Consider the following 12,608-nt stretch of genomic DNA (forward strand, 5'->3'; position numbering starts at 1 on the left):
CATAATTTGTAGAAATATGTAGTGAATTGTTTGTTCACAAAAGACGCACTACACAAATTCATATGACTATTTAGACAGACTATACTCTTCATTTAAATTAGCGGGATTAAAAAAAGATAAGGGAAACCCCTTATCTTTTTTTATTGCTATATTTTCTCTTCACTTTGTCACGTTCTGTTGCAAGTTTACGTTTATAGTTTGGTTTTACTTTTTTCGGTTTTTTAATAACTTTCGTTGCCATAACATCAAGTTCGTCATTTGGTTTTTTACGGCTCTTACGACGACGACGCTCACCTAAATCTGCCCACTCATCTCCACGTAAATCTACATGTTTAAACTCGATATGACGTTGTTTTTCTAAGCTATCTAACGCTTCTTCGTTTGCTGGATCATAAATCGTCACTGCAATACCAGAATGCCCCGCACGTGCTGTTCTTCCAACGCGGTGAACGAAGAAATCTAAATCTGATGGTAGCTCATAGTTAATAACATGGCTAATCCCTTCAATATCAATACCACGTGCTGCTAAATCAGTCGCAACGATATATTGGAATTCAAGGTCACGAATTTGTTTCATCATTTTTTTACGATCACGTGGTGATAAATCCCCGTGAATTCGTCCAACTTTTAAGCCACGTTCCATTAATCCATCAGCAACTTGGTCTGCCATCTTTTTCGTATTCGTGAAAACAACTGCTAAATACGGTTTAAATTGAAGTAGCATTTTATGCACTAAATCAATTTTATTACGATGTTTAGAAGGCACTAAATAGTGTTCAATGTTTCCAGCTGCAACTTGTTTTGGATTGATATGAATATGCTCTGGATTCTCCATATATTTCTTCAGAAACGGTTTTAGTTTTTGAGGAATTGTTGCAGAGAAAACTAACATTTGCAAGTTTTTAGGCATGCGTGCTGCAATTTTGTCTACATCATGAATGAATCCCATATCAAGCATTAAGTCTGCTTCATCGACAATAATCGTATTTGCTTTATGAACAAATAATGCTTGTTCTTCAACTAAGTCTTTAATACGTCCTGGTGTCCCAACTACAATATGAGGTTGTTTTTTCAATTTCTCAATTGAACGTTGTTTATCAGTTCCACCAATTAAACAACGTGCTGTAATCATTTGGTCTTCCGCACAAAACTTTGTTAATTTCACGATTTCTTCGTAAATTTGTTGTGCTAACTCACGAGTAGGCGCTGTAATAACAAGTTGTACTTCTTCACGACTTGCATTAATTCTGTTTAATGTAGGAAGTAAGTATGCATGTGTTTTCCCAGAACCTGTTTGGGATTGTCCAATTACACTTACACCTTTTTTCACGACTGGGAAAATTTTCTGCTGAATTCCTGTCGGCTCTGTAAAGCGTAGTTCACGAACTGCATCTATTAAAAATGGTTTAAAATCATACTGTGTAAAAGTTTGTTGTGTCATAAGTTACACCTTCTTTCTAAAATTTCTACTGCGCGCACAAATCAGTCAAGTCTACATTATATCGAAATCTACAAGTAAAATCCATCTTTAGTTTAGGTTTTCACTTCAAAAACTAACCTTCTTCCCTTTTATTGCATATTGTATGTGTATATACCTAACTGAAGAAAGGAGGATTTCTCACATGTTTCCGAAATCCCCTACAAGGCAAATGTATCCGAATCCAGGGCAGCAACCTTATACACCATATCCAATTCCACAACTACCACCAATGGCACAAAAAAAGAAAGGTTTTCTTGCTAAGCTTTTTAAAAAACACGATCCAACCGAGCCTTTTATGCAAATGGTTCCACCTTACCGACAAATGGAAGGGCAACCGATGATGCATCAGCAACCACCACCGCCCCAATATCAACAGCAATATCCGCAGCAATACCAACAACAATATCCGCAGCAACATCCACAATATCAACCATACATGCAGCAATATCCTGAGCAAATGATACCGCCTCAAATGTATGAATCAACTGAAACGCGCGGGGGCACAACTACAGCTGCGGCAACAGCAAGCAGTGGCATCGGCAGTTTTTTTTCGAACTTAATTTCAAATCCAACTAATATGATAAATAACATCGAAAAAGTATCCCAAGTCGTTCAATCTGTAGGTCCTGTCGTCGAACAGTACGGTCCTATTATGCGTAGTCTACCAAGCATTGTTAAAATCCTCACCTCTGGAAAAAGCACGGAAGAAAATCAAACGGAAAATGTAACAGAGCCAGTTGAAGTAGAAAGTCCGCCTCCTGCACCTCAAAAAAAGAAACGAAAACGAAAGAAAATAGTGATTGAACCTGTAATAGAAAAAGAGTTACCGAAAGAACCAGTTCAACAAACAGCAACAAAACCAAAACTATATGTGTAACAATCCTTTGTTTTCTATCCACTCCTCCTTTATAATGTAAAAGACTATGCACAAAAGTATCCCTTGTTTAGAAGGAGAGGATTACTCATATGAAAATTGTTAAAATTTCCCCTCGTGGTTATTGCTACGGTGTTGTCGATGCAATGGTAATTGCACGTAACGCCGCATTAGATAAATCATTGCCGAGACCCATTTATATTTTAGGTATGATTGTTCACAATAAACATGTTACAGACGCTTTTGAAGAAGATGGAATCATCACATTAGACGGTCCAAGTCGCTTAGAAATTTTAGATAAAATTGATTCTGGTACTGTTATTTTCACTGCACACGGTGTTTCTCCAGAAGTTAAACAACGCGCAAAAGAAAAAGGTTTAACAACAATCGATGCTACTTGCCCAGATGTTACCAAGACGCATGACCTTATCGAAGCTAAGAAAGCGGAAGGGTATCATGTCATTTATATCGGTAAAAAAAATCATCCAGAGCCAGAAGGCGCAGTTGGTATTGCACCTGACATCGTTCACCTTATCGAAAGAGCCGATGATTTAAAAACATTAGAAATCCCAACAGATAAAATTTTAGTAACAAATCAAACAACGATGAGTCAATGGGATGTTCAACATTTAATGGAGGACATTCAAAAAAAATTCCCAACAGCAGAATTCCATAAAGAAATTTGTTTAGCAACTCAAGTTCGCCAAGAAGCTGTCGCTAAACAAGCTGATGTTGCAGACTTAACAATTGTTGTTGGTGATCCGAAAAGTAACAATTCAAATCGCTTAGCACAAGTATCACAAGAAATCGCGGGTACAAAAGCATATCGAGTTGCTGATGTAAGCGAAATTCAATTAGAGTGGCTACAAGGTGTAGAAAACGTAGCTGTTACAGCAGGTGCTTCTACTCCAACGCCAATTACGAAAGAAGTTATCGCTTTCTTAGAGCAATATAACCCCATGAATCCCGCTACATGGGAAAGAGTTCGAAAAGTACCGTTACAAAAAATATTACCTCGCGTGAAAGTGAAAAAAGAACAATAATAAAAACCGTTGCTTGCATGAGCAACGGTTTTTATTTTTCTTATACAAATATAAATGGATCTGTATGTAACTGCGAAGCATGAATGTGTACATTGAGTTTCTTTGCATCCACTTTTTCTTGTAATTGCTTTTGTACACCTTGTTTCATTACTTTTTCAACATTATGTCCTGGGTCAACTATATTTAAACCGAGCATCATCGCATCATGAGCAACATGATAGTACATGTCACCAGTTACATATACATCTGCTCCTTTAAATTTCGCTTGGTTTATATATTTATTACCATCTCCACCAAGTACAGCTACTTTACGCACTTTATCGTCTAACTTACCGACAACTCTTGCGCCCTTCACGTCTAATGATTGTTTCACATGTTCTGCAAATTGACCAAGCGTCATTTCTTCTTGTAAGTATCCTATTTTTCCTAGGCCTAACGTTTCACCTTTATTATCAAGCGGATACACATCGTATGCTACTTCTTCATAAGGGTGCGCCGTTACCATTGCTTTAATCACTTTCCGCTGTAATGAAGCTGGAATAATCGTTTCGATTCGCACTTCTTCTACACGTTCTAACTGTCCAGTTTCCCCGATATAAGGATTTGTCCCCTCTTGAGGTACAAATGTGCCTGTACCCTCGCTACTAAACGTACAGTGGCTATAATTGCCGATATGACCAGCACCTGCGTCTCCTAATGCATTCCTTACTTCTTCTGCATGAGTGACTGGCACAAACACAACAACTTTTTTCATTTCTTCTGCATATGTCGGTGCCAAAACTTCTGTATTTTGCAATCCTAACGCCTCAGCAAGTAAATCATTTACCCCGCCCTTAGCAACATCCACATTTGTATGCGCTGCATAGATTGCAATATCATTTTTAATACACTTTTCAATAATTTTCCCATACGCCTTATCTGTATGAATCGCTTTTAACGGGTTAAAAATTAAAGGATGATGAGCAATAATGACATTTGCCCCTAATTGAATTGCTTCATCCACAACTTCTTCCGTTACATCTAACGCAATCAATACGTGCCGCACGTGTTTATTAAGCGCTCCAATCTGCAGGCCAATCTTATCTCCTTCCATCGCCAAATGCTTCGGATACATACTTTCAAATAAAGAAATAATTTCATGGCCATTTGGAATTTTACTCATGATAAAACCTCCCCTATCATTTTCATTTTCGCTTCTACTTCCCCACGCTTCGCTTTTGTTTCTTCAGAATCAGCTGCACGTTCTAACTGTTTTAAAATATTTTGGAAGTTTTTTAATTCTCCTTCCCATTTTTCAACGAAGGCTTCACTTTTTTCTGTTATTAAAAATGGTCCCATAAACAATTCAGCTTGTTTATTTTCAGAGTAAGGCGCTGCAACATTTCCTCGCTCCCCTACTAAAATTTCGTAAATTTTCCCATCTTCTTTTACGATTTTTTCATGGATAAGCTCCCAACCATTCTCAATAAACCATTCACGAATATGATGCGCTGCAATATTAGGCTGTAAAATTAAACGTGTTACACCTTCTAATTTTTCTTTACCACTTTCTAAAATGTCACGAATTAACGCTCCGCCCATTCCGGCAACTGTAATTACATCTACTTCTCCTGGTGCGATAACAGCTAATCCATTCCCTTTACGCACATCTACTTTATCTTGTAAACCACTTTCAGCTACAGTTGCTTGCGCAGAGCGAAATGGTCCATCTACGACCTCTCCTGCAACTGCTTTTGTAGCAATATTATTTATAATTGTATAACACGGTAAATACGCATGATCCGATCCAATATCAGCGACTGTAGATCCTACTGGTATTTCACGTACAACTTCTTCTAATCGTTTTGAAAGCTTTACTTCATTCATGTATTTCCATTACTCCTTCTCTTGTCAGTCTGTCTCCATGATAATGAATTTATAGTAGTTGTTGCAAGCCCATAACAACAATTCACTGCTCTATCATTCATCGTATTTTAGAAAATATAGAAAAACAAGCCCTTTGCATAAGCAAAAGGCTTGTCATACGGAACTTTATTTTTTCTTCGATAACCAATCAGCTACTTTAGCGGCTTGATCAGCTGGAACTATATTGGCAGGCATATTGCCTTTTCCTTTCGAAAGAATTTCTTTAATTTCATCCTTTGAAAGTTTCCCACCAATTTTTTGCAAGTTAGGTCCAACTGCCCCTTGTAACTGATCACCATGGCAGCTCGTACAGCTTTGCTTCACAATATCTTCTGGTTTTGATGCCGTTTGTGCTGGCTTCCCGCCATTTTTTGCATCAGCTAACTCTTTAGATTTATTTAGCCCCTGAAATGAAAATACAAACATAACGATAATACCCAATGCTGCAATAAGAGCGAACGGAATCAGCGGATTACGTTTCATATCTCTTCTCCCCCCTCTATACCCCTAAATAGTTAGATGATTCAGTCATTTCCATTGTACTTGAAAACGCTCTATCAGAAAAGAGTAAACTACCACTTGTTAAAAATATTCCATAAATTCAGTTTATTGTTTTTTATTGTCATATCGCTTATTATTTCGATAATTATTAACGTTTCTCATCATATTTTTCGCTTTTCTACATATATTTTTGTATAGAATAAACAAAATTAATCGAAAAATCGAAAAATGAGCATTTGCAAATCAAAAGACAATTCTGTAAAATAAATTACAAGAAATTGTAATCGTTGCCGATAGCTAAATTTTAACAAAAATTAACAAAATAAAAAAGTTTACTTCACAATGGTGAAGTAAACTTAAAAAATAACCTATTCTAAGAAATCTTTAAGACGCTTACTACGGCTTGGATGTCTTAATTTGCGAAGTGCTTTTGCTTCAATTTGACGGATACGCTCTCTCGTTACGCCAAATACTTTCCCAACTTCTTCAAGCGTACGAGTTCGTCCATCATCTAAACCGAAACGAAGACGTAGAACATTTTCTTCACGATCTGTTAGCGTATCTAACACATCTTCTAATTGTTCTTTTAGCAATTCATAGGCTGCATGGTCCGCAGGCGATGTTGCTTCTTGGTCTTCAATAAAGTCACCTAAATGGGAGTCATCTTCTTCACCAATTGGTGTTTCAAGAGAAACTGGCTCCTGTGCAATTTTTAAGATTTCACGTACTTTTTCTGGAGCAAGATCCATTTCTTCACCAATCTCTTCAGGAGACGGTTCACGACCTAAATCTTGTAATAATTGGCGTTGTACACGAATTAACTTGTTAATCGTTTCAACCATATGGACTGGAATACGAATTGTTCGCGCTTGGTCTGCAATGGCACGTGTAATAGCTTGGCGAATCCACCAAGTTGCATACGTACTAAATTTGAAACCTTTACGATAATCGAACTTTTCAACAGCTTTAATTAGACCCATATTACCTTCTTGAATTAAGTCTAAGAAAAGCATACCACGGCCTACATAGCGCTTTGCAATACTTACTACAAGACGTAAGTTTGCTTCTGCAAGACGACGTTTCGCTTCTTCATCGCCTTCTTCAATACGCGTTGCAAGTCGAATTTCTTCTTCTGCAGATAGTAAGTCTACACGACCAATTTCTTTTAAATACATACGAACAGGATCGTTGATTTTAACCCCTGGTGGTACACTTAAATCATTGAGGTCAAACTCTTCTTCTGTTTTTGAAATTTGGCGATTATTAGGGCCTTCTTCGTTGTCATTATCACCAACTAAGTCAATGCCTTGTTCACCTAAATATTCATAGTATTCATCCATTTGATCGGATTCAATTTCAAATCCATTCATGCGTTCTGCAATCTCTTCATATGTAAGAACGCCACGTTTTTTTCCGAGCTCAGTGAGTTGTTCTTTCACTTGCTCAAGGGTCATTTCAGTTTCAATTTGTTTAGAACGAGCTGGTTTGTCAGCCATCTGTTCCCCTCCTTACGCGAGATACAAACATTCATTATACTAAAACTTTATCAAAAAAGCTATTTTCTCGCTTTTTGATTTTGTAAATATGCTACATAATATTTAGCAGCCTCTACAGGATCTGTTTTTTCCATTTGTTTCACTTTAAAGATGATCTCCATCTTTTCAAGTTTTTCCTGATGCCGCCTAAGCGTCTCCAAATGGCCTTGCAACACTTCTTCTGTGTATTCTGGATTAATAAATTCATCCGTCGAAATATCAGTGATAATATTTTTCAACTTTTCATCAGAGAGCCAACTTAAAAATGTTCCGACTGAAGGTTCATTTCCCTTTTCATAATATGCGTATAGTTCATATAAAATCCCTTTATGTTCTTCTGTATGAAAATCTTCTATATGGGATTCCATGCGAACAGCTACTTCTGCACTTTGCAACATATGGTAAATAATTTCTCTTTCCGCTCTTTCAAAACCTGTTAACTTCGGTTTTGTTTGAACGACTTGAGACGGTTTAGCAACCTGCTTTATTTGTTTTTGCTGTACCTTTTGTTCTTTGCGATATTGGTGCAATTGATTCAAAAGTGTTTCCATTGAATACGAAAATTCTTGCGATAATGACTTCAAATATGACTCTGCCTGCATCGCATCTTGTAACAACGATAACTCTTTTAAAACACTTTTCACATATTCTTCTTTGCCAGACTCATCTTGCAAATTTTTCCCTAAACGCAAATAATTTATTTTAAAACCAACAAAACTCACACTTGATTTCACAAGATTTTCAAAAGCGGTAGTCCCATATTGTTGCACATATTCATCAGGATCAAGCTTATCTGGCAAGGATGTGACTTTCACTTGGCAACCAACTTTTAGCAATAATTGCCCTGCTTTCATCGTCGCTTCTCGCCCTGCTTTATCACCATCATAGCAAAGAACAACAGTTTCAACGTTACGTCGCAGAAGTTTTGCTTGTTCTTCAGTTAAAGCTGTTCCCATTGTCGCAACAGCTTCTTCCACACCACTTTTTACCGCAGCTAGTACATCGGCATATCCTTCAAAAAGAACCACTTGCCCACGCTTTCTAATAAACGGTCTTGCTTGGTGGAAGTTATACAACAATTTACTTTTGTGAAAAATCGGTGTTTCAGGGCTATTTAAATATTTCGGAGTGTCATCCCCTAACGCCCTTCCACTAAACGCTATCACCTTACCTTGTAACGTATAGATCGGGAACATAACTCTTCCACGGAAGCGATCGTAATGACTACCATCCTTCTCACTTCTTATTAGAAGGCCAGCTTGTTCCATACTAGACAGCGATAAACCTCTTTTTTGTAAAATTTTCGTCGCCGCATCCCAAGCAGGTGATGCATAACCAATTTCAAACTTCTCAATCATCTCTTTCGTAATACCACGGTTTAATAAATATGAAAGTGCTTCATTTCCCTCTTCCGTATTTACTAATAAATGATGATAATACTTTTTCAATAATTCATGAGCTTGTTGCATGATGACAGTGTCATCAGATATGTCTTCTTGTTGTCCTTGTCCTGATGTGTACTCTGCAACTGCAATTCCATTTCTTTCGCCTAGCTTTTGAACAGCCTCGGTAAAAGCCAGTCCTTCCATTTTCATTAGAAAGGAAAATACATTTCCACCTTCTCCACATCCGAAGCAATGAAAAATTTGCTTATCAGATGAAACAGAGAATGAAGGAGAATTCTCACCATGAAATGGACAAAGGCCGAAATAGTTACGCCCCTGTTTTCTAAGTTGAACGTATTCACCAATGACTTCTACAATATCGGATGATGTCCGAATCTGTTCAACAACTTCTTCGGGAATTCTGTTCCCCATAACTCCATCTCCGTGTCGTATTTTGTATTCGATATAAATTAAAAAATTCCTTTATAATTCGACAATATTTTTCTAAACTTGTTAGAAAGTGTTGCCGATTACATTGTATAAACGATTTTGAACCTTTCCTATAGGTCCTTTATCTGCATAAATCGCATATACATACTTGCTATATAAAATTGTATACATTTGCTCATCTGTTACAAATGTATCTCTTAGAAACAATACATATACACCTTTTTACAAGAAGAGTAGCAAGCCACATATACTGTTTGATCTTGAGATCTGTAACTTTTTCATGTTGATCCATATAACAATCAACTCCATTTTGTTCAGTATCTACAATGATCCAATTGCCTTGCTATTTCCTTAAAGGATGAGCATATGATGCGACAAACAAAATTCCGACATGAAATTCCGCTCCAACTTGCACAATTTCAGCCTTCACGGGATATACATCTACACCGACTAATATGTTGTTGATGTTTTGCATATTTCTGTATTCTACATCCCTTCTGTGAATCCTTCCATAATGTGCGTTTTCTTGTATAGATTTTGTCGATTTAACGTAATTACATGTCTTTTTCGTAAATCCTATCCCTAGTTTATTCTGAAAAATTAAAGTCTAAACGTAAAATATAGGTTTTTATCACAATTTTTTATTATAATATATTTTCTTCAACTACGCTACATATCCCTTTATTTTTTCATCTTACATTTCAGGATGACAAACTCACACCTTGAATATACTAAAAGACAAAGGAGTATAAGTATAACCATTACACTACAATCTATTACAAAATCCATAGGTATCATATTTCACACGAGCGAAAAAAGCACATTCACCTTTGGTAAATGTGCTAAAACATTTTTTGGTTTTGCACTGCATTCACAATAATATTTGCTGTTTCTTCAATCGCTTTATTCGATACATCGATTACTTGGCAATTTATTTTACTAATTACTTCCTCAAAGTGATCAATTTCTTCTTGAATACGATTAATATTTGCATATGTTGCTCCATCACTTAATCCAAGTGATTTTAATCGTTCTTTTCGAATATGATTTAACTTATCTGGCGTAATTTTCAAACCGAAACATTTTTCTTTTGCCACTTGATATAGTTCTTCAGGTGGGTCAACTTCTGGCACGAGTGGTACATTCGCAACTTTCAAGCGTTTGTTATGAGCTAAATATTGGGAAAGTGGTGTTTTTGATGTACGCGAAACACCAATCAACACGATATCTGCTTTTAAAATACCTCGTGCATCTCTGCCGTCATCATACTTCACAGCAAACTCAATCGCTTCAATCTTTTTAAAGTATTCTTCATCTAACCTACGGACAACACCTGGCTCATATCTCGGCACTTGCCCCGTAATTTCTTCAATTTGATCAATAAGAGGGCCGATAATATCGTATGCCTCTACCCCTTCTTTTGCAGCCTCTGTTACTAAATACTGGCGCATATCAGGCTTAACTAACGTAAAACATATAAGTGCTTGATTACTCTTAGCAATCGAAATCACTTCTTTTAATGTCCCTGTATCTTCTACATACGGTACACGTCTAATATCAGGAGCAAACGGGAATTGCCCCATTGCTGCTCGAACAACCAAATCAGCCGTTTCCCCTACAGAGTCAGATACGACATATACGATTTTATTATCCATTACATTACCTCACTTTAAACAAATTACACTTATTCGTTATTTACTAAATTTACAAACGCACGTGTAATATTTGTTTTTGTAATTCGCCCAATCACTTCTAAACCTTGTTTCGTATCTTTTACAACTGGCATTGCATCAATCTGTCTTTCTATTAATTCCATCGCAATATCATATAAAGAATCCTCTCTACGACACATCGCAATGTTTGGCATCCTTGTCATGATAATATTAACCGGAAGAGAGGTTAAATCCTGCTTTCCTAAGCTCGCTCTTAATAAATCTTTACGAGACACAACACCAACTAATAGAGTCATCTGATCTACAACGAACAATGTACCAACGTCCTCTAAAAACATCGTACAAATTGCATCGTATACGGAAACATTTTTATCAATTACAACCGGTCTAGATTGATAATCTTGTACTTTAATTTTCTTAACAGCTTCAGATAATAGCTGCCCCCCAGTTTTACCCGTATAAAAATAACCTACGCGTGGACGTGCTTCTAAATAACCAGCCATCGTTAAAATTGCTAAGTCTGGTCTTAGCGTCGCACGTGTTAGACCCAATTGCGCTGCAATTGATTCCCCTGTAATAGGACCGTGATCTTTTACAATCTGAATGATATGTTCTTGCCGTTTATTCAGCTCTATGATAATCACCACCTTTAATGCACAACGAAAAAAGTTATACTATCTCTTAAATATTATATACTAAATATGCTATTCGAAAAAGAAAGTATGTAAAAAGGACCGTATACGGCCCAAAATTATATTTGAAACTTATCAAGTTGTTCTAAAAAACGTCTTGATTTCAAATAAATTCCGCAATATTCATCATAATATGTATTCAATACTAAACGCATTTGTTTTTTTGTGCTATCCTTTACCGATACATTTCCGAGCCTATGTAAATCGAAATGGAAGAAAAGACGTAATAATTTATGAACAGCTTCTCCTACCGGTATACGATATGGGTCTTGCTCTGCATGACGTGAGCACAGAAAACCGCCTTCCCTGACGGAGAAGGCGACAAAGTCTGTTTCTTGATGACAAATCGCACATGTATCAAAGTACGGGCGCATCCCTAATACCGGAAGCATTTTCGTTTGATAAATTAATGATAATACTTCTGGATCAACACCCTCACACATATAATGCAACGTTTGATATAACATTTCAAATAAATACGGATTATGTTTTTTATCTTCTGTTGCTTTATCAGTTAACTCAACAATAAATGATGCATAAGCAGTTAAAAATATATCCTCGCGAATTTCTTTCATAGTTGAAATAATCTCGCCTTGTTGCAATGTTCCAAGCCCAGATCCCATTTGAATTAGAAAATGGCCATGTGTCATTAATTGCGACACAGATGCTAATCGGCTTTTCGGTTTTTTTGCCCCTCTTGCCATTGCACTTACCTTACCAAGTTCTCTTGAGAATATTGTAACAATTTTGTTCGTTTCTCCGTAATCTGTCGTACGGATAACGATGCCCTCAACTTTTTGAAACATGTTCGTCACCATCCAAGGTTTGAACAAAACGGGTCAAGAAATTGGAGAGTCTAGATGCGCTAGCTCCTCTTCATGTTGATCCATCTCATCGTTTACGTCTTTTTCCATTTCTTTCAAAAGCAAGTACGTTTCAATGCTTCCTGTTTTGGAGAAAAACTTCCAGGTAAAATCTAGCATAAGAATCCACCTTTCTCAATAAGCGTAGCCTATAAACCAATTTCCTTTGTTGTTATTAAATTGACCCATTTTGTCCATTTTCATGTG

General features: G+C 36.7%; 14 protein-coding genes. 2 read left to right on the forward strand and 12 right to left on the reverse strand.

Translation table 11 applies throughout. The annotated features are described in order from the left end of the window. Positions 1 to 130: 130 nt before the first annotated feature. A complete protein-coding gene (locus ACUN13_RS02855) occupies positions 131 to 1,441 on the reverse strand; it encodes a DEAD/DEAH box helicase (protein ID WP_000194017.1) in 1,311 nt (436 codons plus the stop codon). Positions 1,442 to 1,622: 181 nt separating this feature from the next. Here ACUN13_RS02855 and ACUN13_RS02860 point away from each other — a divergent pair, with 181 nt between their 5' ends. Both ACUN13_RS02860 and ACUN13_RS02865 read left to right on the forward strand, forming a co-directional pair. Beyond that, positions 1,623 to 2,357: a YqfQ family protein gene (locus ACUN13_RS02860; protein ID WP_000484167.1), complete on the forward strand. Its 735-nt coding sequence runs from the start codon at positions 1,623 to 1,625 to the stop codon at positions 2,355 to 2,357. Positions 2,358 to 2,446: 89 nt separating this feature from the next. Then, the gene (locus ACUN13_RS02865) at positions 2,447 to 3,397 is read left to right on the forward strand and encodes a 4-hydroxy-3-methylbut-2-enyl diphosphate reductase (protein WP_000706662.1); all 951 of its coding nucleotides are present in this window, start codon (positions 2,447 to 2,449) and stop codon (positions 3,395 to 3,397) included. A gap of 40 nt (positions 3,398 to 3,437) precedes the next feature. Here ACUN13_RS02865 and ACUN13_RS02870 read toward each other — a convergent pair whose 3' ends face one another. The 11 genes from ACUN13_RS02870 to ACUN13_RS02920 all read right to left on the reverse strand — a co-directional run bounded on the left by ACUN13_RS02870 (position 3,438) and on the right by ACUN13_RS02920 (position 12,521). Beyond that, positions 3,438 to 4,559 carry a Nif3-like dinuclear metal center hexameric protein gene (locus ACUN13_RS02870; RefSeq protein ID WP_414207820.1) on the reverse strand — a complete coding sequence of 374 codons (1,122 nt, stop codon included), beginning with the start codon at positions 4,557 to 4,559 and terminating at the stop codon, positions 3,438 to 3,440. Continuing rightward, the gene (locus ACUN13_RS02875; RefSeq protein WP_001006542.1) at positions 4,556 to 5,263 is read right to left on the reverse strand and encodes a tRNA (adenine(22)-N(1))-methyltransferase; all 708 of its coding nucleotides are present in this window, start codon (positions 5,261 to 5,263) and stop codon (positions 4,556 to 4,558) included. The genes ACUN13_RS02870 and ACUN13_RS02875 overlap by 4 nt, the downstream gene beginning before the upstream one ends. A 165-nt stretch (positions 5,264 to 5,428) precedes the next feature. Continuing rightward, positions 5,429 to 5,785 (reverse strand): cytochrome c550, encoded by a 357-nt coding sequence (gene cccA / locus ACUN13_RS02880; RefSeq protein ID WP_000828141.1) that lies wholly within the window; start codon positions 5,783 to 5,785, stop codon positions 5,429 to 5,431. Positions 5,786 to 6,171: 386 nt separating this feature from the next. Beyond that, positions 6,172 to 7,299 (reverse strand): RNA polymerase sigma factor RpoD, encoded by a 1,128-nt coding sequence (gene rpoD, locus ACUN13_RS02885; RefSeq protein ID WP_000764065.1) that lies wholly within the window; start codon positions 7,297 to 7,299, stop codon positions 6,172 to 6,174. Positions 7,300 to 7,358: 59 nt separating this feature from the next. Then, on the reverse strand, positions 7,359 to 9,155 hold the full coding sequence (gene dnaG / locus ACUN13_RS02890; protein WP_000528221.1) for a DNA primase: 1,797 nt from the start codon (positions 9,153 to 9,155) through the stop codon (positions 7,359 to 7,361). An 81-nt stretch (positions 9,156 to 9,236) separates the two neighbouring features. Further along, a complete protein-coding gene (locus ACUN13_RS02895) occupies positions 9,237 to 9,380 on the reverse strand; it encodes a hypothetical protein (protein ID WP_000479733.1) in 144 nt (47 codons plus the stop codon). A gap of 136 nt (positions 9,381 to 9,516) precedes the next feature. Further along, a complete protein-coding gene (locus ACUN13_RS02900) occupies positions 9,517 to 9,648 on the reverse strand; it encodes a hypothetical protein (protein ID WP_002024806.1) in 132 nt (43 codons plus the stop codon). 367 nt (positions 9,649 to 10,015) lie between these two features. Then, positions 10,016 to 10,828: a pyruvate, water dikinase regulatory protein gene (locus ACUN13_RS02905; RefSeq protein WP_000368944.1), complete on the reverse strand. Its 813-nt coding sequence runs from the start codon at positions 10,826 to 10,828 to the stop codon at positions 10,016 to 10,018. Positions 10,829 to 10,857: 29 nt separating this feature from the next. After that, entirely contained in the window at positions 10,858 to 11,490 is a 633-nt protein-coding gene (locus ACUN13_RS02910) for a helix-turn-helix transcriptional regulator (protein ID WP_000583756.1), read from the reverse strand. A 107-nt stretch (positions 11,491 to 11,597) separates the two neighbouring features. Further along, positions 11,598 to 12,344 carry a DNA repair protein RecO gene (gene recO, locus ACUN13_RS02915; protein ID WP_000487009.1) on the reverse strand — a complete coding sequence of 249 codons (747 nt, stop codon included), beginning with the start codon at positions 12,342 to 12,344 and terminating at the stop codon, positions 11,598 to 11,600. A 33-nt stretch (positions 12,345 to 12,377) separates the two neighbouring features. Then, on the reverse strand, positions 12,378 to 12,521 hold the full coding sequence (locus tag ACUN13_RS02920) for a YqzL family protein (RefSeq protein WP_000883924.1): 144 nt from the start codon (positions 12,519 to 12,521) through the stop codon (positions 12,378 to 12,380). Between the last annotated feature and the right edge of the window lie 87 nt (positions 12,522 to 12,608).

This window comes from Bacillus cereus group sp. Bce041 (assembly GCF_052646455.1).